This window comes from Streptococcus lishijunsis (assembly GCF_047290665.1).
Classification (GTDB): Bacteria; Bacillota; Bacilli; order Lactobacillales; family Streptococcaceae; genus Streptococcus.
The window spans coordinates 25,614-47,442 of record NZ_JBLBUC010000010.1 but is presented as its reverse complement, the minus strand read 5'-3'; the positions used below and the strand labels follow the sequence as shown (position 1 = coordinate 47,442).

36 protein-coding genes are annotated in these 21,829 nt (G+C 40.2%); 34 read left to right on the top strand and 2 right to left on the bottom strand.

Annotation, left to right across the window (positions count from 1 at the left end):
- Positions 1 to 19: 19 nt before the first annotated feature.
- Entirely contained in the window at positions 20 to 892 is an 873-nt protein-coding gene (locus ACLN19_RS05575; RefSeq protein ID WP_413384160.1) for a glycosyltransferase family 2 protein, read from the bottom strand.
- A gap of 208 nt (positions 893 to 1,100) precedes the next feature.
- Here ACLN19_RS05575 and rpmH point away from each other — a divergent pair, with 208 nt between their 5' ends.
- The 33 genes from rpmH to rplQ all read left to right on the top strand — a co-directional run bounded on the left by rpmH (position 1,101) and on the right by rplQ (position 18,378).
- A complete protein-coding gene (gene rpmH / locus ACLN19_RS05570) occupies positions 1,101 to 1,235 on the top strand; it encodes a 50S ribosomal protein L34 (RefSeq protein WP_000831903.1) in 135 nt (44 codons plus the stop codon).
- Between the two features lie 114 nt (positions 1,236 to 1,349).
- Positions 1,350 to 2,129 (top strand): TatD family hydrolase, encoded by a 780-nt coding sequence (locus tag ACLN19_RS05565; protein WP_413384151.1) that lies wholly within the window; start codon positions 1,350 to 1,352, stop codon positions 2,127 to 2,129.
- Complete coding sequence (rnmV, locus tag ACLN19_RS05560; RefSeq protein ID WP_413384182.1) at positions 2,122 to 2,694, top strand: ribonuclease M5; 573 nt, start codon at positions 2,122 to 2,124, stop codon at positions 2,692 to 2,694. Before ACLN19_RS05565 ends, rnmV begins: the two co-directional genes overlap by 8 nt.
- A 37-nt stretch (positions 2,695 to 2,731) precedes the next feature.
- Entirely contained in the window at positions 2,732 to 3,607 is an 876-nt protein-coding gene (gene rsmA / locus ACLN19_RS05555) for a 16S rRNA (adenine(1518)-N(6)/adenine(1519)-N(6))-dimethyltransferase RsmA (RefSeq protein WP_413384149.1), read from the top strand.
- Between the two features lie 236 nt (positions 3,608 to 3,843).
- Positions 3,844 to 4,152 (top strand): 30S ribosomal protein S10, encoded by a 309-nt coding sequence (gene rpsJ / locus ACLN19_RS05550; RefSeq protein ID WP_002885653.1) that lies wholly within the window; start codon positions 3,844 to 3,846, stop codon positions 4,150 to 4,152.
- Positions 4,153 to 4,258: 106 nt separating this feature from the next.
- On the top strand, positions 4,259 to 4,885 hold the full coding sequence (gene rplC, locus ACLN19_RS05545) for a 50S ribosomal protein L3 (protein ID WP_413384146.1): 627 nt from the start codon (positions 4,259 to 4,261) through the stop codon (positions 4,883 to 4,885).
- 23 nt (positions 4,886 to 4,908) lie between these two features.
- Positions 4,909 to 5,532: a 50S ribosomal protein L4 gene (gene rplD, locus ACLN19_RS05540; RefSeq protein WP_413384144.1), complete on the top strand. Its 624-nt coding sequence runs from the start codon at positions 4,909 to 4,911 to the stop codon at positions 5,530 to 5,532.
- Complete coding sequence (locus tag ACLN19_RS05535; protein WP_413384142.1) at positions 5,532 to 5,828, top strand: 50S ribosomal protein L23; 297 nt, start codon at positions 5,532 to 5,534, stop codon at positions 5,826 to 5,828. The genes rplD and ACLN19_RS05535 overlap by 1 nt, the downstream gene beginning before the upstream one ends.
- A gap of 17 nt (positions 5,829 to 5,845) precedes the next feature.
- Positions 5,846 to 6,679 (top strand): 50S ribosomal protein L2, encoded by an 834-nt coding sequence (rplB, locus tag ACLN19_RS05530; protein WP_413384140.1) that lies wholly within the window; start codon positions 5,846 to 5,848, stop codon positions 6,677 to 6,679.
- Positions 6,680 to 6,773: 94 nt separating this feature from the next.
- Complete coding sequence (gene rpsS / locus ACLN19_RS05525; protein WP_000533765.1) at positions 6,774 to 7,052, top strand: 30S ribosomal protein S19; 279 nt, start codon at positions 6,774 to 6,776, stop codon at positions 7,050 to 7,052.
- Between the two features lie 15 nt (positions 7,053 to 7,067).
- A complete protein-coding gene (gene rplV / locus ACLN19_RS05520; protein WP_380431484.1) occupies positions 7,068 to 7,412 on the top strand; it encodes a 50S ribosomal protein L22 in 345 nt (114 codons plus the stop codon).
- A gap of 12 nt (positions 7,413 to 7,424) precedes the next feature.
- Positions 7,425 to 8,078: a 30S ribosomal protein S3 gene (rpsC, locus tag ACLN19_RS05515; RefSeq protein WP_413384120.1), complete on the top strand. Its 654-nt coding sequence runs from the start codon at positions 7,425 to 7,427 to the stop codon at positions 8,076 to 8,078.
- Positions 8,079 to 8,081: 3 nt separating this feature from the next.
- Positions 8,082 to 8,495, top strand: coding sequence for a 50S ribosomal protein L16 (gene rplP / locus ACLN19_RS05510; protein ID WP_115271249.1), 414 nt, complete (start codon positions 8,082 to 8,084; stop codon positions 8,493 to 8,495).
- A 9-nt stretch (positions 8,496 to 8,504) separates the two neighbouring features.
- The gene (gene rpmC, locus ACLN19_RS05505) at positions 8,505 to 8,711 is read left to right on the top strand and encodes a 50S ribosomal protein L29 (protein WP_413384118.1); all 207 of its coding nucleotides are present in this window, start codon (positions 8,505 to 8,507) and stop codon (positions 8,709 to 8,711) included.
- A gap of 26 nt (positions 8,712 to 8,737) precedes the next feature.
- Positions 8,738 to 8,998 (top strand): 30S ribosomal protein S17, encoded by a 261-nt coding sequence (rpsQ, locus tag ACLN19_RS05500; protein ID WP_115271245.1) that lies wholly within the window; start codon positions 8,738 to 8,740, stop codon positions 8,996 to 8,998.
- Between the two features lie 24 nt (positions 8,999 to 9,022).
- A complete protein-coding gene (gene rplN / locus ACLN19_RS05495) occupies positions 9,023 to 9,391 on the top strand; it encodes a 50S ribosomal protein L14 (protein WP_115271243.1) in 369 nt (122 codons plus the stop codon).
- A gap of 82 nt (positions 9,392 to 9,473) precedes the next feature.
- Entirely contained in the window at positions 9,474 to 9,779 is a 306-nt protein-coding gene (gene rplX, locus ACLN19_RS05490; RefSeq protein WP_413384115.1) for a 50S ribosomal protein L24, read from the top strand.
- A 23-nt stretch (positions 9,780 to 9,802) separates the two neighbouring features.
- Positions 9,803 to 10,345, top strand: coding sequence for a 50S ribosomal protein L5 (gene rplE, locus ACLN19_RS05485; RefSeq protein WP_413384113.1), 543 nt, complete (start codon positions 9,803 to 9,805; stop codon positions 10,343 to 10,345).
- Positions 10,346 to 10,362: 17 nt separating this feature from the next.
- On the top strand, positions 10,363 to 10,548 hold the full coding sequence (locus ACLN19_RS05480) for a type Z 30S ribosomal protein S14 (protein WP_001085699.1): 186 nt from the start codon (positions 10,363 to 10,365) through the stop codon (positions 10,546 to 10,548).
- Positions 10,549 to 10,809: 261 nt separating this feature from the next.
- Positions 10,810 to 11,208, top strand: coding sequence for a 30S ribosomal protein S8 (rpsH, locus tag ACLN19_RS05475; protein ID WP_413384110.1), 399 nt, complete (start codon positions 10,810 to 10,812; stop codon positions 11,206 to 11,208).
- 156 nt (positions 11,209 to 11,364) lie between these two features.
- Positions 11,365 to 11,901: a 50S ribosomal protein L6 gene (gene rplF / locus ACLN19_RS05470; protein WP_413384108.1), complete on the top strand. Its 537-nt coding sequence runs from the start codon at positions 11,365 to 11,367 to the stop codon at positions 11,899 to 11,901.
- 91 nt (positions 11,902 to 11,992) lie between these two features.
- Positions 11,993 to 12,349 carry a 50S ribosomal protein L18 gene (gene rplR / locus ACLN19_RS05465; RefSeq protein ID WP_205010080.1) on the top strand — a complete coding sequence of 119 codons (357 nt, stop codon included), beginning with the start codon at positions 11,993 to 11,995 and terminating at the stop codon, positions 12,347 to 12,349.
- A gap of 17 nt (positions 12,350 to 12,366) precedes the next feature.
- Positions 12,367 to 12,861, top strand: coding sequence for a 30S ribosomal protein S5 (gene rpsE / locus ACLN19_RS05460; protein WP_413384106.1), 495 nt, complete (start codon positions 12,367 to 12,369; stop codon positions 12,859 to 12,861).
- 14 nt (positions 12,862 to 12,875) lie between these two features.
- The gene (rpmD, locus tag ACLN19_RS05455) at positions 12,876 to 13,055 is read left to right on the top strand and encodes a 50S ribosomal protein L30 (RefSeq protein WP_115271229.1); all 180 of its coding nucleotides are present in this window, start codon (positions 12,876 to 12,878) and stop codon (positions 13,053 to 13,055) included.
- Between the two features lie 131 nt (positions 13,056 to 13,186).
- The gene (rplO, locus tag ACLN19_RS05450) at positions 13,187 to 13,627 is read left to right on the top strand and encodes a 50S ribosomal protein L15 (protein ID WP_413384104.1); all 441 of its coding nucleotides are present in this window, start codon (positions 13,187 to 13,189) and stop codon (positions 13,625 to 13,627) included.
- Between the two features lie 16 nt (positions 13,628 to 13,643).
- Positions 13,644 to 14,951: a preprotein translocase subunit SecY gene (gene secY, locus ACLN19_RS05445; protein WP_413384103.1), complete on the top strand. Its 1,308-nt coding sequence runs from the start codon at positions 13,644 to 13,646 to the stop codon at positions 14,949 to 14,951.
- A gap of 131 nt (positions 14,952 to 15,082) precedes the next feature.
- Positions 15,083 to 15,724, top strand: a complete 642-nt coding sequence (locus ACLN19_RS05440) for an adenylate kinase (RefSeq protein ID WP_413384101.1) — start codon at positions 15,083 to 15,085, stop codon at positions 15,722 to 15,724.
- 117 nt (positions 15,725 to 15,841) lie between these two features.
- Positions 15,842 to 16,060, top strand: coding sequence for a translation initiation factor IF-1 (gene infA / locus ACLN19_RS05435; RefSeq protein WP_413384099.1), 219 nt, complete (start codon positions 15,842 to 15,844; stop codon positions 16,058 to 16,060).
- 24 nt (positions 16,061 to 16,084) lie between these two features.
- A complete protein-coding gene (gene rpmJ / locus ACLN19_RS05430) occupies positions 16,085 to 16,201 on the top strand; it encodes a 50S ribosomal protein L36 (protein WP_002959355.1) in 117 nt (38 codons plus the stop codon).
- 17 nt (positions 16,202 to 16,218) lie between these two features.
- Positions 16,219 to 16,584: a 30S ribosomal protein S13 gene (gene rpsM / locus ACLN19_RS05425; protein ID WP_413384095.1), complete on the top strand. Its 366-nt coding sequence runs from the start codon at positions 16,219 to 16,221 to the stop codon at positions 16,582 to 16,584.
- Between the two features lie 17 nt (positions 16,585 to 16,601).
- Positions 16,602 to 16,985, top strand: coding sequence for a 30S ribosomal protein S11 (gene rpsK, locus ACLN19_RS05420; protein WP_115271219.1), 384 nt, complete (start codon positions 16,602 to 16,604; stop codon positions 16,983 to 16,985).
- A gap of 48 nt (positions 16,986 to 17,033) precedes the next feature.
- Complete coding sequence (locus ACLN19_RS05415; protein ID WP_413384093.1) at positions 17,034 to 17,972, top strand: DNA-directed RNA polymerase subunit alpha; 939 nt, start codon at positions 17,034 to 17,036, stop codon at positions 17,970 to 17,972.
- A gap of 19 nt (positions 17,973 to 17,991) precedes the next feature.
- The gene (gene rplQ / locus ACLN19_RS05410; RefSeq protein WP_413384091.1) at positions 17,992 to 18,378 is read left to right on the top strand and encodes a 50S ribosomal protein L17; all 387 of its coding nucleotides are present in this window, start codon (positions 17,992 to 17,994) and stop codon (positions 18,376 to 18,378) included.
- A gap of 215 nt (positions 18,379 to 18,593) precedes the next feature.
- Here the strand turns inward: rplQ and ACLN19_RS05405 are convergent, their stop codons facing one another.
- Entirely contained in the window at positions 18,594 to 19,460 is an 867-nt protein-coding gene (locus ACLN19_RS05405; protein WP_413384089.1) for an RluA family pseudouridine synthase, read from the bottom strand.
- A 77-nt stretch (positions 19,461 to 19,537) separates the two neighbouring features.
- Here ACLN19_RS05405 and pbp2a point away from each other — a divergent pair, with 77 nt between their 5' ends.
- Positions 19,538 to 21,823 carry a penicillin-binding protein PBP2A gene (gene pbp2a, locus ACLN19_RS05400; RefSeq protein WP_413384087.1) on the top strand — a complete coding sequence of 762 codons (2,286 nt, stop codon included), beginning with the start codon at positions 19,538 to 19,540 and terminating at the stop codon, positions 21,821 to 21,823.
- The last annotated feature ends 6 nt before the right edge of the window (positions 21,824 to 21,829 follow it).

The window sequence follows — 21,829 nt, the reverse complement described above, 5'->3', positions numbered from 1 at the left end:
AGGTGTTAATCCTCTTTTTTTATTGGTATTTTTGGAGTAATTGGAGATGTAGGCTTAGGTCTTGATAAGTCATCATATCGCTTGTTTCAAGGGCATGGTTGCGTTTGAGGTGTAGGCGCCACTTATAAGCTTCTAGCTCTTTTTGGGTGTCCATGCCCAGCATCGCTAAAACCGCTAAGCGTTCAAAGACAGGCTCACAATCAAAGACTTCCGAAAGTGGCCTATTTTGTGTCATGCTAGCGTCATTGACGCGGTAGATGTAGCTAGAGCGGTGCATATAGGCAATTTTATCTGAAAGCAGATAGGCTTTCCAAGTTGTCTTGTCATCATCAGAGTCAGAATGCTCGGGATACCTGATATGGTCAAATAAAGAGCGCTTATAGAGTTTACACCAAGGAGTCGTGAAGCAAAGACTGAGATTATGAGGTTGTCCGTATTGAAAGTTAAACCATTCGGTTGGTGTGTAGATAGCTTGATAGTAGTCTTGATCTGTGATGTGAATGTTATAACTATTGGTTTTCTCGATATATTGGGTAAAATTACAGATGGCAATATCGCTGTCAGTTTCAGTTAGCAAGCGATGTAGATCTGAGATATGATTAGGATCAATCCAATCGTCGCTATCAATAAAGAGAAAAAGATTTCCAGTAATCAGAGAAAGAGCGGTATTTCTGGCAGCACCAATCCCTTGGTTACGGGTTTTATGGTGGACACGAATACGACTATCACTAGCAGCCAATTCCTGACAGATAAGCGCTGTCTGATCCGTTGAGCCGTCATTGATGATAATAATCTCCAAGTTTTGATAATCTTGTCTTAAAATACTCTCAATACAAGCTTTAAGGTGATTTTGCCCGTTGTAAACAGGGACAATAACACTAATTTTATCCATGAATATTCTCCTGTTTTAGATGCCATTTTGAGTGATTATTATACTATGAATGCTTCTTTTTTTCAATATCAGATAATATTTTGTCATCAACTTAGAAAAAATACCTTGACAAAAAAGAATGAATTGATGTAAAATAGTGGGGTATGTTTAGTAACTGATCAAACTAGCCGGCTAAACCAATACGAAAATCTATGAGGAGGTACTAGAAGTGAAACGTACTTATCAACCAAGTAAAATCCGTCGTCAACGTAAACACGGCTTCCGTCACCGTATGTCAACTAAAAACGGTCGTCGCGTACTTGCTAGCCGTCGTCGTAAAGGACGTAAAGTCTTGTCAGCTTAATAAGACACGAATAGCCACCAGCAGAAACTCGAGTCTGTCGGTGGTTTTTTACATTTTAAGACTTGCGATTTAGCGTGTTGATTGTGCTATAATAAAAAGATAGTTAGGAGACATATGACAGATTTAGCTTTATTTGACACCCATACACATCTCAATGTTGAGCAGTTTGAGGGGAGAATACAAGAAGAGATGGATATGGCGCGTGACTTTGGTGTCCAAAAAATGAATATTGTCGGTTTTGATAAAGAAACCATAGAAGGTGCGCTACATTTGGCAGACCGATACCCCAATCTTTATGCGACTATTGGTTGGCATCCGACAGAAGCAGGATCTTATACACAGGCAGTTGAGGATTTTATCGTTAGTCGTCTTAAACACCCAAAAGTTGTCGCACTTGGTGAGATTGGTCTTGATTATCACTGGATGACAGCGTCTAAGGAAGTACAAATGCGTATTTTTGAGCGTCAAATAGCTTTATCAAAAGAGTATCAGCTACCGTTTGTGGTTCATACTAGAGATGCCCTTGAGGATACCTATGAACTTATCAAAGAAGTTGGTGTGGGTGACCAAGGTGGCATTATGCATTCTTATTCAGGTAGTCTTGAGATGGCAGAGAAGTTTGTAGAGCTAGGGATGATGATTTCTTTTTCAGGTGTAGTCACTTTCAAAAAAGCTTTGGATGTCCAAGAAGCAGCCAAATATTTGCCGTTAGATAAGATACTTGTTGAAACGGATGCGCCTTACCTAGCTCCAGTACCTAAGCGAGGACGTGAGAATAAACCAGCCTATACACGCTATGTAGCCGAAAAAATAGCAGAATTAAGGGGTACCTCACTAGAAGAAGTCGCAGAAGTGACACATGAGAATGCGATGAGGGTGTTTGGTCTTGACTAAAAAAGCGAGTATTTCAGAAATTATCATCGTAGAAGGTAGAGATGATACGGCCAATCTTAAGCGCTTTTATCAGGTAGATACCTACGAGACTCGAGGTTCGGCTATTTCAGAGCAGGACTTAGAGCGCATTAGGCGTCTTAATGACAGTCGAGGGGTCATTGTTTTTACGGATCCTGATTATAACGGTGAGCGTATCCGCAAGATGATTATGCAGGCAGTACCAAGCGCCAAACACGCTTTTTTAAATCGTGAGGAGGCGAAGCCAAAGTCTAAAAGTAAGGGGCGTTCGCTAGGTGTTGAACACGCTTCTTTTGAGGATTTGGAAAAAGCTTTGTCTCATGTCCTAGGAGAAGGTGCGCTTGTCAAGAAGACAGATATTTCACGTTCTGATTTGCTCCGCTTGGGGCTTTTGATGGGGGCAGACAGCCGTAAACGCCGTGAATTTTTAGGAGAGCAGCTGCGTATCGGCTACTGTAATGGCAAGCAACTCCTAAAGCGTCTTGAAATGTTTAACGTGAAACGAAGCGATCTTGAGGATGCGATGACGCATTACAAAGTGAGCTGAAATGAAGTGACCTATAGCCTAGAGAGGACGACTAAAAATGAGAATTGCAGACAAATCGGTGACCCGTGCGATTTTAGAGAGACACGGTTTTACCTTTAAAAAATCCTTTGGACAGAACTTTTTGACAGATACTAATATTCTTCAAAAAATCGTAGATACCGCAGAGATTGACGAAGAAGTCAATGTTATTGAAATCGGACCTGGTATTGGAGCGTTGACAGAATTTCTAGCCGAAAAAGCGGCAGAAGTTATGGCGTTTGAGATTGATGATCGCTTAGTGCCGATCTTGACAGAGACGCTTTGTGATTTTGATAATGTCACGATTGTCAATCAAGACATTTTAAAAGTGGATTTAGCTAGTCAGATTGCCCAGTTTAAAAATCCTAATCTTCCTATCAAAGTTGTGGCTAATCTTCCTTACTATATCACAACGCCGATTTTGATGCATTTGATTGAGAGTAAGATTGCCTTTAGTGAATTTGTTGTCATGATGCAAAAAGAGGTGGCTGACCGTATCTCTGCTCAACCTAATACAAAAGCATATGGGTCTCTATCTATTGCTGTGCAATATTATATGAAAGCTAAAGTAGCTTTTATTGTCCCAAGAACGGTCTTTGTTCCTGCTCCAAATGTTGATTCGGCTATTTTAAAAATGACACGCCTAGAGAAGCCTGCTGTTGATGTGGCGGATGAAGATTTCTTCTTTAGTGTATCAAAAGCAGCATTTGTGCATCGCCGTAAAACCTTGTGGAATAATTTAACAGGGCGTTTTGGCAAGACAGAAACTGTTAAGTTAGCTTTAGAAGAGGCTCTTGATAAAGCTTCTATTAAACCAAGTGTGCGAGGAGAAGCCTTATCTCTGGAAGACTTTGCCCGATTGAGCAACGCTTTATTAGACGTCGGGATTGATTGATGTTACCTTACAAAAAATCAAGAGACTGTAAGAGGTTTCTTGATTTTTTTATAAAAAATAAGCGAAAAGTCTTGCAATGCCTAATGAAATTTGTTATTATATCATGGTGCTGTAAAAAGAACAGCTTTAGCTATGATACAAGAGGTTGCGACACGCTCGGTTGCATTGCCACGCAACAGGGTGTCGGTTTTCTTGAGGAGCTAGCCTATTATCGTAAATAGACGAGAGGAGAAAAGATGGCAAACAAAAAAATCCGTATCCGTTTGAAAGCGTACGAGCACCGTACACTTGATACAGCGGCTGAAAAAATCGTTGAAACTGCAACACGTACAGGTGCTACTGTAGCTGGACCAGTTCCACTTCCAACAGAACGTAGCTTGTACACAATTATTCGTGCGACTCACAAGTACAAAGATTCTCGCGAACAATTTGAAATGCGCACACACAAGCGTCTCATTGATATCATCAACCCAACTCAAAAAACAGTTGATGCTTTGATGAAACTTGACTTGCCAAGCGGTGTCAACGTCGAAATCAAGTTGTAATAATACGGACTAGAGTTGTTAACTCTGCCATGTCCATCTTGATTTGAGCATAAAAAACGCTCACTAAAAACTTTTTAATAAAAATAAGTAAAGGAATTATTTTCTCATGACAAAAGGAATCTTAGGGAAAAAAGTGGGAATGACTCAAATCTTCACTGAATCAGGTGAATTTATCCCTGTTACTGTCATCGAAGCAACTCCAAACGTTGTGCTTCAAGTTAAAACTGTTGAAACAGACGGTTACGAAGCTGTTCAAGTTGGTTTTGATGACAAACGTGAAGTATTGAGTAACAAACCTGCCAAAGGCCATGTTGCAAAAGCAAACACTGCTCCTAAGCGCTTCATTCGTGAATTCAAAAATATCGAAGGCGTAGAAGTTGGTGCAGAACTTACTGTTGAACAATTTGAAGCTGGAGATGTTGTTGACGTCACTGGTACAACTAAAGGTAAAGGTTTCCAAGGTGTTATCAAACGCCATGGTCAATCTCGTGGTCCTATGGCTCACGGTTCTCGTTACCACCGTCGTCCAGGTTCTATGGGACCTGTTGCGCCTAACCGTGTGTTTAAAAACAAACACTTGGCAGGACGTATGGGTGGCAATCGTGTGACAATTCAAAACCTTGAAATTGTCCAAGTTGTTCCAGAAAAGAACGTTATCCTTATCAAAGGTAACGTACCAGGTGCTAAGAAATCTCTTATCACCATCAAATCAGCAGTTAAAGCTGCTAAATAAAAGGGAAGGAGAAACTAGTCAAAATGGCAAACGTAAAACTATTTGACCAAACTGGTAAAGAAGTTAGCACAGTTGAACTTAACGACGCTGTCTTCGGTATTGAACCAAACGAATCAGTTGTATTTGATGTCGTTATCAGCCAACGCGCTAGCCTTCGCCAAGGTACTCATGCGGTGAAAAACCGTTCAGCAGTATCAGGTGGCGGACGTAAACCATGGCGCCAAAAAGGAACTGGACGTGCTCGTCAAGGTTCTATTCGTGCACCACAATGGCGCGGAGGTGGTGTTGTCTTTGGACCAACTCCACGTTCATACGCTTACAAACTTCCACAAAAAATGCGTCGTTTAGCTCTTAAATCAGTTTATTCAGCAAAAGTTGCTGAAGATAAATTTGTTGCTGTTGAAGCTCTTTCATTTGCAGCACCAAAAACATCTGAATTTGTAGCTGTTCTTTCAGCATTGAGCGTTGATTCAAAAGTGCTTGTAATTCTTGAAGAAGGAAACACATTTGCTGAATTGTCAGCTCGTAACCTTCCTAATGTAACTGTTGCTACTGCAACTACAGCAAGTGTTCTTGATATCGTAAACGCAGACAAACTTCTTGTAACTAAAGAAGCAATCTCTACAATCGAGGAGGTTCTTGCATAATGAATTTGTACGACGTAATTAAGAAACCTGTTATTACTGAAAACACAATGTCTCAGTTGGAAGCAGGTAAATACGTATTTGAAGTTGACAATCGTGCACACAAACTTCTTATCAAGCAAGCTATCGAAGCTGCTTTTGAAGGTGTAAAAGTTGCTAAAGTCAACACAATCACTGTGAAACCTAAACAAAAACGTGTCGGTCGTTATGTAGGTTACACAAGTAAAGTGAAAAAAGCTGTCATCACTTTAACAGCTGATTCACCAGCAATCGAACTTTTCGCAGCGGAAGCTGAATAATCAAAGGAGGAAATCACGTGGGTATTAAAGTTTATAAACCAACGACAAATGGCCGTCGTAACATGACTTCTTTGGATTTTGCTGAAATCACGACAACTACTCCTGAGAAATCATTGCTTGTTTCATTGAAGAAAACAGCAGGACGTAATAATAACGGTCGTATCACAGTTCGTCATCATGGTGGCGGTCACAAACGTCATTACCGTTTGATTGATTTCAAGCGTAATAAAGACGGTGTTGAAGCGGTTGTTAAAACGATCGAATATGATCCAAACCGTACAGCAAATATCGCACTTGTACACTATACTGACGGTGTGAAAGCTTACATCATTGCACCAAAAGGTCTTGAAGTAGGTCAACGTATCGTTTCTGGACCAGATGCTGACATCAAGGTTGGTAATGCTCTTCCGCTTGCTAACATTCCAGTCGGTACTGTTATCCACAATATCGAGTTGCAACCAGGAAAAGGTGCTGAGCTTATCCGTGCTGCGGGAGCTTCTGCTCAAGTTCTTGGTCAAGAAGGTAAATATGTACTTGTTCGCCTTCAATCAGGTGAAGTACGTATGATTCTTGGTACTTGCCGTGCGACAATTGGTACTGTTGGTAACGAACAACAATCACTTGTAAACATCGGTAAAGCAGGACGTAGCCGTTGGAAAGGTATCCGCCCAACTGTTCGTGGTTCTGTAATGAACCCTAACGATCACCCACACGGTGGTGGTGAAGGTAAAGCACCTGTTGGTCGTAAAGCGCCATCAACTCCATGGGGCAAACCTGCACTTGGACTTAAAACACGTAATAAGAAAGCAAAATCTGACAAACTTATTATTCGTCGTCGTAACGAAAAATAAGCAGGTTAGCGCATCATAGATATTATCCGCCAGCTCGGTAGCCCGCTTGTCGGGCAAGCCGCTGTGGTACATTCATTTAAAGGAGACATAAATAATGGGACGCAGTCTTAAAAAAGGACCTTTCGTCGATGAGCATTTGATGAAAAAAGTTGAAGCTCAAGCCAATGACGAAAAGAAAAAAGTGATTAAAACTTGGTCACGTCGATCAACTATTTTCCCAAGTTTTATCGGTTATACAATTGCAGTTTATGATGGACGTAAACACGTTCCTGTTTACATCCAAGAAGACATGGTAGGTCACAAACTTGGTGAATTTGCACCGACACGTACTTACAAAGGTCACGCTGCAGACGATAAGAAAACACGTCGTTAATAGGAGGAGGACACAATGGCAGAAATTACTTCAGCTAAAGCAATGGCTCGTACAGTGCGTGTTTCACCTCGTAAAACACGTCTTGTGCTTGATCTTATCCGTGGTAAGAACGTTGCAGACGCAATCGCAATCTTGAAATTCACTCCAAACAAAGCAGCTCGTATTGTTGAGAAAACTCTTAACTCAGCAATTGCAAACGCTGAAAACAACTTTGGTTTGGAAAAAGCTAACTTGGTAGTATCTGAAACTTTTGCAAATGAAGGACCAACAATGAAACGTTTCCGTCCACGTGCTAAAGGTTCAGCATCACCAATCAATAAACGTACAACTCACGTTACAGTAGTTGTAGCAGAAAAATAAGGAGGTAAAATCGTGGGTCAAAAAGTACATCCAATTGGTATGCGTGTCGGCATCATCCGTGATTGGGATGCAAAATGGTATGCTGAAAAAGAATACGCGGATTACCTTCATGAAGATTTAGCAATCCGCAATTTCATCAATAAAGAATTGGCAGATGCTTCTGTTTCAACTATTGAAATTGAACGTGCTGTCAACAAAGTTATCGTTTCACTTCATACTGCAAAACCAGGTATGGTTATCGGTAAAGGTGGTGCAAACGTTGATGCACTTCGTGCAAAATTGAACAAATTGACTGGTAAGCAAGTTCATATCAACATCATCGAAATCAAACAACCAGATCTTGATGCACACCTTGTTGGTGAAAATATTGCTCGTCAATTGGAACAACGTGTTGCTTTCCGTCGTGCACAAAAGCAAGCTATCCAACGTACAATGCGTGCAGGAGCTAAAGGAATCAAGACACAAGTTTCAGGTCGTTTGAACGGTGCTGATATTGCTCGTAGCGAAGGTTACTCAGAAGGAACTGTACCGCTTCATACACTTCGTGCAGATATCGATTACGCATGGGAAGAAGCAGATACAACTTACGGTAAGCTAGGTGTTAAAGTTTGGATTTACCGTGGTGAAGTTCTTCCAGCTCGTAAAAACACTAAAGGAGGCAAATAACAGATGTTAGTACCTAAACGTGTTAAACACCGTCGCGAATTCCGTGGAAAAATGCGCGGTGAAGCTAAAGGTGGTAAGGAAGTTACTTTTGGAGAATACGGTCTTCAAGCAACTACTAGCCACTGGATTACAAACCGCCAAATCGAAGCTGCCCGTATTGCAATGACTCGTTACATGAAACGTGGTGGTAAAGTTTGGATTAAGATCTTCCCACACAAATCATACACTGCTAAAGCTATCGGTGTACGTATGGGTTCTGGTAAAGGGGCACCTGAAGGTTGGGTAGCACCAGTAAAACGTGGTAAAGTCATGTTTGAAATTGCTGGTGTTTCTGAAGAAGTTGCTCGTGAAGCGCTACGTCTTGCAAGCCACAAATTACCAGTTAAGACTAAATTTGTAAAACGAGAAGCAGAATAAGGAGAAGACATGAAACTTCAAGAAATTAAAGATTTTGTTAAAGAGCTTCGTGGCTTGTCTCAAGAAGAGCTTGCTCAAAAAGAAAACGAACTCAAAAAAGAATTGTTTGATCTTCGTTTCCAAGCAGCAGCAGGTCAACTCGAACAAACTGCTCGCCTTGACGAAGTGAAAAAACAAATTGCACGTGTTAAGACGGTGCAATCTGAAGCTAAATAATAGATTGGGAAAGGAGAAATCTAATAATGGAACGTAATCAACGTAAAACCCTTGTTGGACGTGTTGTGTCTGATAAAATGGACAAAACTATCACAGTTATAGTTGAAACAAAACGTAACCACCCAGTCTATGGTAAGCGTATCAACTATTCTAAAAAATACAAGGCACATGATGAAAACAACATCGCTAAAGAAGGCGATATCGTTCGTATCATGGAAACTCGCCCACTTTCAGCTACAAAACGTTTCCGTCTTGTAGAAGTTGTGGAAGAAGCTGTTATTATCTAATCAAACTAAAAGGAGAAAATTGGAATGATTCAACAAGAAACTCGCTTAAAAGTTGCTGATAATAGCGGTGCCCGTGAAATCTTGACCATCAAAGTTTTGGGTGGTTCAGGACGTAAATTCGCTAACATCGGTGACGTAATCGTTGCTTCTGTAAAACAAGCTATCCCTGGCGGAGCTGTTAAAAAAGGTGACGTTGTAAAAGCTGTTGTTGTTCGTACAAAATCAGGTGCACGTCGTCCAGACGGTTCTTACATCAAATTTGACGATAACGCTGCTGTCATCATTCGTGATGATAAAACACCTCGTGGAACACGTATCTTTGGTCCAGTTGCACGTGAATTGCGTGAAGGTGGCTACATGCGTATCGTTTCACTTGCACCAGAGGTGCTTTAATCTAAACTATTAGACAAACTAAGTCCCCTAGGTTTTCTAGGGTGCCCTTCTGGGCGTAAGAATTATAGAGGAGAAAAACCAAATGTTTGTTAAAAAAGGCGATAAAGTTCGCGTAATTGCTGGTAAGGACAAAGGTGTTGAAGCTGTTGTTCTTAAAGCTCTTCCAAAAGTTAATAAAGTTGTTGTTGAAGGCGTAGCAATCGTCAAGAAACATCAAAAACCAAATAGCGAAAACCCTCAAGGTGCTATCGTGGAAAAAGAAGCACCAATCCATGCATCAAACGTTCAAGTACTTGATAAAAATGGAGTAGCAGGTCGTGTTGGTTATAAAGTTGTTGACGGCAAAAAAGTTCGTTACAACAAAAAATCAGGCGAAGTGCTTGATTAATCACGAAGGAAAGGAGAAGCATAATGGCAAATCGCTTAAAAGAAAAATACAATAATGAAGTTGTTCCTGCTTTGACAGAAAAATTCAACTACTCATCTGTAATGGCTGTACCAAAAGTTGAGAAAATCGTTCTTAACATGGGTGTTGGTGACGCTGTCAACAACGCTAAAAACCTTGAAAAAGCTGCTGCTGAGTTGGCGCTTATCTCAGGTCAAAAGCCACTTATTACTAAAGCTAAGAAATCAATCGCTGGCTTCCGTCTTCGTGAAGGTGTTGCTATCGGTGCTAAAGTTACCCTTCGTGGTGAACGCATGTACGAATTCTTGGATAAATTAGTTTCAGTATCATTACCACGTGTGCGTGACTTCCATGGTGTACCAACAAAATCATTTGACGGACGTGGAAACTACACGCTTGGTGTAAAAGAACAATTGATTTTCCCAGAAATTAACTTTGATGATGTTGATAAAGTACGTGGTCTTGATATTGTTATCGTAACAACTGCAAACACTGACGAAGAATCACGTGAATTGCTTAAAGGTCTCGGAATGCCTTTTGCAAAATAATCTAGGAGGTAAATAGATTGGCTAAAAAATCAATGATTGCTAAGAACAAACGCCCTGCTAAGTTCTCTACGCAAGCTTATACTCGTTGTGAACGTTGTGGTCGTCCACACTCAGTTTATCGCAAATTCAAACTTTGCCGTGTTTGCTTCCGTGAATTAGCTTACAAAGGTCAAATTCCAGGCGTTACCAAAGCTTCTTGGTAATAAGATGATGTGAAGGCTTAGTAACCAAACAAAAAAGAATAAGTTAGATTTCTTTTAGTTGGGTGTTTAGCCTGAATTCGATATAATACAGAACTAATCACTTAGTTCAAGGCTGATAGACTTGGTGTGATAGATACCAAGATGGACTAAGAGTTTTGTAAATAGATCGTTTTCTATCTTACGTTACTCTTTACGTCCGTGCTATCATGATTAACTAGCAAGTGAAAACTTCAAACTACTAGTAATAGGAGACAATAAAAAATGGTTATGACTGACCCAATTGCAGACTTTTTGACACGCATTCGTAACGCTAACCAAGCAAAACACGAAGTGCTTGAAGTACCTGCGTCAAACATTAAAAAAGGGATCGCAGAAATCCTTAAACGTGAAGGTTTTGTAAAAAACGTTGAAGTTATCGAAGATGACAAACAAGGTATTATCCGCGTCTTCTTGAAATACGGTCAAAATGGTGAGCGTGTTATCACTAACCTTAAACGTATTTCTAAACCAGGTCTTCGTGTTTATACAAAACGTGAAGATATGCCAAAAGTTCTTAACGGACTTGGTATTGCGATCGTCTCTACTTCTGAAGGTCTTTTGACTGATAAAGAAGCTCGCCAAAAAAATGTTGGTGGAGAAGTTATCGCATACGTTTGGTAATTCATTAGTATCTGATGTAGTCGTGTGTTGATTATCGCACACAGACTATATTAAGAAAGTAATGTTATACAAGAAGTGATGTACAGATATGTAGATGACTTCACCCCGTGAAAACGAGCTTAATCGCTCGATAATTTAACAGGAGAATATAAAACTATGTCACGTATTGGTAATAAAGTAATTACATTGCCTGCTGGTGTTGAATTGTCTAACAAGGATAATGTTGTTACTGTAAAAGGTCCTAAAGGTGAACTTACTCGTGAGTTCAACCAAAACATTGAAATCAAAGTCGTAGAAAACGAAGTAACTCTTCACCGTCCAAACGACTCAAAAGAAATGAAAACAATCCATGGTACAAGCCGAGCTAACTTGAACAATATGGTTGTTGGTGTTTCTGAAGGTTTCAAAAAAGAACTTGAAATGCGCGGTGTCGGTTACCGTGCTCAGCTTCAAGGAACAAAACTTGTTCTTTCAGTTGGTAAATCTCACCAAGATGAAGTTGTTGCTCCAGAAGGTATCACATTTGAAGTGCCTACTCCAACAACAATCAATGTTCTTGGTATCAATAAAGAAGTTGTTGGTCAAACAGCAGCATACATCCGTAGCCTTCGTTCACCAGAACCTTACAAAGGTAAAGGTATTCGTTACGTTGGTGAATACGTACGTCGTAAAGAAGGTAAAACTGGTAAATAATAGTCTTTTCTTCTGGTTAGTAAGTCTAGCTAGAAGGGCTGATATTTACAAGCTGTCCTAGACAGTATCAATACATTAAGAGGTGAAAATTGTGATTTCGAAACCAGATAAAAATAAAATCCGCCAAAAACGCCACCGTCGCGTTCGCGGTAAACTCTCTGGAACTGCTGATCGCCCACGTTTGAACGTTTTCCGTTCTAATACAGGCATCTACGCTCAAGTAATTGATGACGTAGCGGGTGTAACGCTCGCAAGTGCATCAACTCTTGATAAAGAAGTTTCAACAGGAACTAAGACAGAACAAGCCGTTGTTGTCGGTAAACTTGTTGCTGAACGCGCAGTAGCTAAAGGTATTTCTGAAGTGGTGTTTGACCGCGGTGGATATCTCTATCACGGACGTGTGAAAGCTTTGGCTGACTCAGCTCGTGAAAACGGATTGAAATTCTAATAGGGGGACACTAGATAATGGCATTTAAAGACAATGCAGTAGAAATTGAAGAACGCGTTGTTGCGATTAACCGTGTTACAAAAGTTGTAAAAGGTGGACGTCGTCTTCGTTTTGCAGCGCTTGTAGTGGTTGGTGATCGTAATGGTCGTGTTGGTTTCGGTACTGGTAAAGCTCAAGAAGTACCTGAAGCAATCCGCAAAGCAGTTGAAGCTGCTAAGAAAAACATGATTGAAGTGCCTATGGTTGGTACAACAATTCCTCACGAAGTTCGCTCTGAATTTGGTGGGGCTCGTGTATTGTTGAAGCCAGCTGCAGAAGGTTCTGGGGTAGCTGCTGGTGGTGCGGTTCGTGCCGTCATCGAATTGGCAGGTGTTGCAGATATCACTTCTAAATCATTGGGTTCAAACACTCCAATTAACATTGTTCGTGCTACTGTTGAAGGTTTGAAACAACTTAAACGCGCAGAAGATGTAGCGGCACTTCGTGGCATCTCAGTATCTGACTTGGCATAAGAAAGGAGATTATCATGGCTCAAATTAAAATTACTTTGACTAAGTCTCCAATCGGACGCAAACCAGAACAACGCAAAACAGTTGTTGCCCTTGGACTTGGTAAATTGAACAGTTCAGTTGTTAAAGAAGATACACCTGCTATCCGTGGTATGGTTAATGCAGTATCTCACTTGGTAACTGTTGAAGAAGCATAATTAAACATGTTGTCTAATCGCACTAAAGTCTTAGTGCGATTTAAGACCATGATAGAAGCGAGTCTCATAGAGGGTTTAGATCCCTTAACCCTTTTGGGGCGTTAGCATTTTATATAAGGAGAAAAATTGTAATGAAACTTCATGAATTGAAACCTGCAGAAGGTTCACGTAAAGTTCGTAATCGTGTTGGTCGTGGTACATCATCAGGTAATGGTAAAACATCTGGTCGTGGTCAAAAAGGTCAAAAAGCACGTAGTGGTGGTGGCGTACGTCCAGGATTTGAAGGTGGACAAACACCATTATTCCGTCGTTTACCAAAACGTGGATTTACAAATATCAATGCTAAAGAATACGCACTTGTTAACCTTGATCAACTTAACATTTTTGAAGATGGTACAGAGGTAACCCCAGCTGTTCTTAAAGAAGCAGGTGTTGTTCGTAACTTCAAATCAGGTGTTAAAATTCTTGGTAACGGTGAATTGACTAAGAAATTGACTGTGAAAGCAGCTAAATTCTCAAAATCTGCAGAAGCAGCGATTACTGCTAAAGGTGGTTCAATCGAAGTCATTTAATGAGAGGTAACTCATTATGTTCTTTAAACTACTTAAGGATGCTTTAAAGATTAAAAATGTTCGTAAGAAGATTTTATTTACAATCTTTATCATCTTTGTTTTTAGACTTGGAACAACCATTACAGTACCAGGCATCAATGCTCGAAACTTAGACCAATTAAGTGATTTACCCTTTTTAAACATGCTGAATTTGGTTAGTGGTAATGCCATGAAAAACTTTTCGGTTTTCTCAATGGGGGTTAGCCCATACATTACGGCATCTATCATTGTTCAGCTTTTGCAGATGGATATTTATCCTAAGTTTGTTGAATGGGGTAAGCAAGGTGAGGTTGGTCGCCGTAAGTTGAATCAGGCAACACGTTATATTTCTTTGGTGTTTGCCTTTATCCAATCTATCGGTATCGCTTATGGTTTTGATCGTTTGTCTATGGTGGGTATTGTAGAGTCACCAAGTCTAAGAACCTATCTTTTGATTGGTGCTATTATGACTGCAGGTAGTGTCATTGTCACTTGGTTAGGGGACTTAATCACAGATAAGGGATTTGGAAACGGTGTTTCTATGATTATCTTTGCAGGGATTATCTCCTCTATACCAGAGTCTATTAAGACTATCTATGAAGATTTCTTTGTCAATGTGCGTAGCAGTCAGTTGACACAATCATACATCATTGTTGGTGTCCTAGCTCTTGCTGTGCTTGCTATCATTTTCTTTACGACATTTGTGCAACAAGCAGAGTATAAGATTCCAATCCAATATACAAAACTAGCGCAAGGGGCTCCGACGAGTTCTTACTTGCCACTGAAAATTAATCCAGCTGGTGTTATTCCCGTTATCTTTGCTAGCTCGATTACAACGATACCAAGTACCATTATTCCTTTCTTTGAAAATGGTCGTGATATCCCTTGGCTTAGAACCTTGCAGGAAGTTTTGAATTTCCAATCACCGACTGGTATGGTTATTTATGCCGTGTTGATTGTATTGTTCTCATTCTTTTACACGTTTGTTCAGGTTAATCCTGAAAAGACAGCTGAGAATCTTCAAAAAAATGCGTCCTATATTCCAAGTGTTCGTCCAGGACGTGAGACAGAGCAATATATGTCCTCATTGCTAAAAAAATTGGCAACGATTGGTTCTATTTTCCTTGCCTTTATTTCCTTGTCGCCAATTATAGCGCAACAAGTCTTTAACTTATCATCGGGGATTGCTCTTGGAGGGACAAGTCTTCTTATCTTGATTTCAACTGGTATTGACAGTATGAAACAACTAGAAGGTTATCTCTTGAAGAGAAAATATGTTGGTTTCATGAATGTTGAGAGCAACTAAATCCTGTTCTAGTTTTTAGGACATAGAAGATAAAATAGAGAGGTTAGGTGACTAACCCTTTCTATTTTGTTTTTGAATAAGTTTAGCACTAAGGTGTTAGATTTATTTAAAAACAAAATAAGGAGACAATCATGAATCTGTTAATCATGGGCTTGCCAGGAGCAGGTAAAGGAACTCAGGCGGCTAAAATTGTAGAACAATTTGGTTTGGTACACATCTCAACAGGGGATATGTTCCGTGCAGCAATCGCAAATCAGACAGAACTAGGTTTGTTGGCAAAATCCTATATGGATAAGGGCGATTTGGTACCCGATGAAGTAACGAATGGCATTGTTAAAGAGCGTTTGGCTGAGAGTGATATTGCAGCTAAAGGTTTCTTATTAGACGGTTATCCACGTACGATTGAGCAGGCTTATGTCTTGGATGATACGCTAAAAGCACTTGATATTGCTTTAGATGGCGTTATCAATATCGAAGTGGATCCTACTTGCTTGGTAGAGCGTTTGAGCGGTCGTATTATTCACAAAGAGACAGGAGATACATTCCATAAAGTGTTTAACCCACCTGCTGGTGATTACAATGAGGATGACTACTATCAACGCGAAGATGATAAACCAGAATCTGTTAAGCGTCGTTTAGATGTCAATATTGCTCAAGGGGCACCTATTCTTGAACATTATCGTAAGGCAGGGCTTGTCTTTGATATTGAAGGTAACCAAGACATCAATCTTGTTTTTGAAGATATCAAAAAAGCGATTCAGAGCTTAAAATAATTTTGAGAATAAAGCTTGCTAAAGCTTACGACTCATGATATAATGGGTTAGTCTGACTTATAATTGTTACCTCTGTTTTCAGAGGAATCGAATCGAAATTTTAGGGGGTACTTTTGCGTGGCAAAAGAAGATGTGATTGAGATTGAAGGTAGAGTTGTGGAAACTATGCCTAATGCTATGTTCACTGTTGAGTTGGAAAATGGACATCAGATTTTAGCAACTGTATCAGGAAAAATCCGTAAAAATTATATCCGTATTTTGGTAGGTGATCGTGTTACTGTTGAGATGAGTCCGTATGACTTGACTCGTGGTCGTATCACATACCGCTTTAAATAGTCGAAATACTTGGAGGGATTAAAAATGAAGGTAAGACCATCGGTTAAACCAATTTGCGAATACTGTAAAGTTATTCGTCGTAACGGTCGTGTTATGGTAATTTGTCCATCAAATCCAAAACACAAACAACGTCAAGGATAAGATAGAAAGGAGAAAAAATGGCTCGTATTGCTGGAGTTGATATTCCAAATGACAAACGTGTAGTAGTATCATTGACTTATGTCTATGGTATCGGACTTGCAACATCTAAGAAAATCTTGGCTGCTGCTGGTGTTTCAGAAGATATCCGCGTTAAAGATTTGACAACTGATCAAGAAGATGCAATCCGTCGTGAAGTTGACTCAATCAAAGTTGAAGGTGACCTTCGTCGTGAAGTAAACTTGAACATCAAACGCTTGATGGAAATCGGTTCATACCGTGGTATTCGTCACCGTCGTGGACTTCCTGTCCGTGGACAAAACACTAAAAATAACGCTCGCACTCGTAAAGGTAAAGCTGTTGCGATTGCTGGTAAGAAAAAATAAAATAGGAGGTAAACAAATTGGCTAAACCAACACGTAAACGTCGTGTGAAAAAGAACATCGAATCTGGTGTTGCTCATATTCACGCTACATTCAATAACACAATTGTTATGATTACAGATGTGCATGGTAACGCTCTTGCATGGTCATCAGCGGGTGCACTTGGTTTCAAAGGTTCTCGTAAATCAACACCATTTGCGGCTCAAATGGCTGCTGAAGCTGCTGCTAAATCAGCACAAGAACACGGTGTTAAAACAGTTGAAGTAACTGTTAAAGGTCCTGGTTCAGGTCGTGAATCTGCTATTCGTGCTCTTGCAGCTGCTGGTCTTGAAGTAACATCAATTCGTGATGTAACCCCTGTACCACACAATGGTGCTCGTCCTCCAAAACGTCGTCGTGTATAATCACATTAACCGTCGTACACAACTTTTCGTTTAAGAGGGAGCAACCAGATGATTGAGTTTGAAAAACCATTGATAACAAAAATTGATGAAAACAAAGATTACGGCAAATTTGTTATCGAACCACTTGAACGTGGCTACGGAACAACCTTAGGAAATTCATTGCGTCGTGTTCTCTTGTCCTCACTTCCTGGTGCGGCAGTAACATCTATCAAAATTGACGGTGTGTTACACGAATTTGACACTATTCCAGGTGTTCGTGAAGATGTGATGCAAATTATCCTTAATGTTAAAGGACTTGCTGTAAAATCTTACGTCGACGACGAAAAGATTATTGAACTAGATGTTGAAGGTCCCGCAGAAATTACTGCTGGTGATATTTTGACAGATAGTGATATTGAAATTGTAAACCCTGATCATTATCTTTTTACCATTGCTGAGGGGCATTCTCTAAAAGCTACGATGACTGTGGCTAAAAACCGTGGTTATGTACCAGCTGAAGGCAATAAAAAAGACGATGCACCAGTGGGAACATTGGCTGTAGATTCTATCTACACACCAGTTAAGAAGGTCAATTATCAAGTCGAGCCTGCTCGCGTAGGTAGCAACGATGGCTTTGATAAATTGACTGTTGAAATCATGACAAATGGCACAATCATTCCTGAAGATGCTCTCGGTCTTTCAGCACGTATCTTAATCGAACACTTGAATCTCTTTACTGATTTGACAGAAGTTGCTAAGACAGCAGAAGTCATGAAGGAAGCAGAGCAAGTCAATGATGAAAAAGTGCTTGACCGTACCATTGAAGAACTTGATTTGTCAGTTCGCTCTTACAACTGTCTTAAACGTGCAGGTATCAATACTGTATTTGATTTGACAGAAAAGACGGAACCTGAAATGATGAAAGTCCGTAACCTTGGACGTAAGAGTCTTGAAGAAGTCAAGGTAAAACTTGCTGAACTTGGTCTCGGACTAAAAAACGATAAATAAACTAATAGAGGAGGAACTCATGGCTTACCGTAAACTAGGACGTACTAGCTCACAACGTAAAGCAATGCTTCGTGATTTGACAACGGATCTTATCATCAATGAATCAATTGTAACAACTGAAGCACGTGCTAAAGAAATCCGTAAAACAGTTGAAAAAATGATTACTCTTGGTAAACGTGGTGATTTGCATGCCCGTCGTCAAGCTGCTGCGTTTGTTCGTAACGAGATTGCAACTGAAAACTATGATGAAGCGTCTGATAAGTACACTGCTACTACTGCACTTCAAAAATTGTTTGAGGATATTGCACCACGTTATGCTGAACGTAACGGTGGATATACTCGTATCCTTAAAACTGAACCACGTCGTGGTGATGCAGCACCAATGGCTATCATTGAATTAGTCTAAAATCATCAATTTTGTTGAGTGTTATGATGATGGATGGTAAGTATTACTATCTTAGTCTAGCTCTGGTCTACCGCCAAAGTATTTATCTTTGGCGGGAACACTCATCATAATGATTAGTAAATACAGCTTAGCTTGTTTACGAAAGATAATTATAGCTAATTCTTTATCGTAAGCAAGCTTAACATATGATAAAAAGGTCAGCTTAGCTGACCTTTTTATGTTAATGTTTGTAATCTTTTTTCAAAGCTTGGTGATTGACAAGAAACTACGATATCTTGATTGGTGAGAGGATGTTTTAGACTTAGACGGTGTGCATGAAGCATAAGTCGTCCTCTAGCTTTAGGATGATAAAGAGGATCACCAATTAAAGGATAACCGTGATGAGAAAGATGCACACGTATCTGATGGGTGCGCCCAGTTTCTAGCTGACATTCAATAAGAGCAGTGTTGGTCAATTGTTTGAGACGCTTGGCATGGGTAATAGCGACTTGACCGTGTTTATCAACGATACGTCGGCGTCTATCATGTCTGTCGCGACCGATTTTGTCACGAAAGGTGATATGTTTTGGAAAATGCTTACTGTCAACAAGTGCCCAATAATGTCTCTTTATTTTTTTACTTTCTAATAGTCTATTGAGAAGCGGTAGAATAAAGGGATTCTTAGCAAAGACAATAGCACCGCTGGTTTCCTTATCGAGACGATGGACGACATAGCAAGGGCTCTGTGTATAAGCTGAGACGTGATTTAAAAGCGCCAGCTCTCCAGGTTGATTGGGGTGCGTCTTCATTCCCTCAGCTTTATTAACAATAATGAGATGCTCATCTTCGTACAGGCATTGGACTAGCGAAGCGTCTCCTAAAAGGACTTCTTTTTGAGGGTAGTCACTAGTATCAAAGATAAGTGTAACGTTGTCACCAGTTTCTACCATTGTTTGCCAGTGTGTGACTTCTCCATTGATAAGAAGATGCTTTTTAGTGCGCAAGAAATGACGACTCTTGCGTGGCACAAGTAGCTTCTCTTCAAGGAGTGTCTTGACACTAAGAGGTGGATAGGGGTTGTTAAAGGTTACTTGAAATGTCATGTTTTTATTATATCATCTTCCCTAGAAAGATGAAGTTTTTATAATAGTTTTTAAGTTTTTTTTGATAGAATAACTATATGACATTACGTGATTATTTGAAAAAGACCTTGGCTAAGGTCAAGCAATCATTGCCTTTGAAAAAGAAAGAGCCTAAGGCGGACATAAGGGTTGATGAGGAGACATCTGATGCTTCTGAATCACAATACCAGCGCAGTCGTGCGCGTAAAGAGCTTGAGAAAAAGCGACCACAATGGTTACAACAGCAGGCCAAGCTGATGCCGTCTTCACAAAGTCCTCTGAGGCGTTTTTGGCGTCGTTATAATATTGGTAAGATTTTACTCATAGCTTTCTCTGTAGTCGTGCTAGCAGTAGGGTCATATCTCTTTTATCTGGCAAAGACAGCTAAGGTATCTGACTTGCAAAATGCCCTTAAAGCGACAACTCTTATCTATGACCGCAACGGAGAATACGCAGGGAGTCTCTCTGGTCAAAAAGGAACGTATGTAGAGTTAGATGCGATTTCTGATGATTTGGAAAATGCCGTCATTGCTACTGAAGATAGGACTTTTTATGAGAATAATGGGATTAACCTATCACGCTTTTTATTGGCAGTGGTAACGTTAGGGCGATTTGGTGGTGGCTCGACGATTACGCAGCAGCTAGCTAAAAATGCCTATTTATCTCAAGACCAAACAATAAAACGTAAGGCAAGAGAGTTTTTCTTGGCCTTAGAGTTGACTAAAAAATATAGTAAAGATGAGATTTTGACTATGTATCTCAACAATGCTTATTTTGGTAATGGCGTCTGGGGTGTCGAAGATGCTAGTCAGAAGTATTTTGGCACGAGCGCAGCTAATCTGACTTTAGATGAGGCAGCGACATTAGCAGGGATGCTCAAAGGTCCTGAGATTTATAACCCTTATTATTCGATTGAAAATGCTACTAATCGTCGTAATACGGTTCTTTATGCTATGGTAGATGCAGGTAAAATCGCTGAAAATCAAGCTCAAGAAGCATCGACAGTTGGTATTGCCAATCGCTTGAGTGATACTTATGTTAGTAAGTCAGATGATTACCAATACCCATCGTATTTTGATGCGGTGATCAATGAAGCGATTGAGACTTATGGTATTTCTGAAAAAGATATCGTCAATAATGGTTATAAGATTTATACGGAGCTGGACCAATATTATCAACAAGGCATGCAGACGACTTATGCAGATACTAGCCTTTTTCCAACATCTAGCTATGATGGTAAGCAAGCAGAATCTGCCAGTGTTGCACTTGATCCCAACAATGGTGGTGTGAGAGGTTTGGTAGGGCGAGTCAACAGCACAGAAGATGTGACATTTAGAAGTTTTAACTATGCGACGCAGTCTGCTAGAAGCCCAGGCTCAACAATAAAACCACTGGTGGTCTATGCACCTGCTATTGCATCAGGTTGGTCTATTAATAAAGAACTACCAAATCAATCTATGGATTTTAATGGTTATCAGCCGCACAATTATGGTAATTATGAGAGTGACGATGTGCCTATGTATCAAGCTTTAGCGAATTCCTATAATATCCCTGCGGTTTATACAGTTGACCAGCTTGGTCTCAACAAAGCCTTTAGCTATGGAAAGAAATTTGGGCTTAATCTTGATAAGAGTAAGGAAGAGTTAGGACTAGCCTTAGGAGGTGGTGTAACGACTAATCCCTTACAAATGGCTCAAGCTTATGCAGCGTTTGCTAACGGAGGTATGATGCCTAAAGCACATTTAATTAGCCGTATTGAAAGTGCTAGTGGTGAGACTGTTAAAGCATTCACCGAAAATACTAAACGTGTCATTAGTCAATCTGTAGCCAATAAGATGACCAGTATGATGCTTGGTACCTTTTCAAACGGTACGGCGGTCAATGCCAACGTGTATGGCTACACACTAGCAGGTAAGACAGGCACGACAGAGACTGATTTTAATCCCGACTTGGCAAATGACCAGTGGGTAATTGGCTACACCCCTGATGTGGTCATTAGTCAGTGGCTAGGTTTTTCTGAGACGGACGAAAACCACTATCTCAGCGACTCCAGCTCAGGGACAGCCTCTACCATCTTTAGTCGTCAAGCATCGTATATCTTACCTTATACCGAAGGGACAGCCTTTACAGTGGAAAATGCATATACGCAAAATGGTATAGAAGCTATTTACAATAGTAGTGATGAGGATAGCTCGGAGAATAATAGCCAATCGCAATCTATCATTGATAGTTTGAGAGAATCAGCTACTAATGCCGCAGATAGTATCACCAAGGCTGTGGAGGATGCTAACTTGGCTGAAAAAGCACAAAATGTCTGGGATAGCCTTGTTGATTTCTTTAGGTAATCTTGC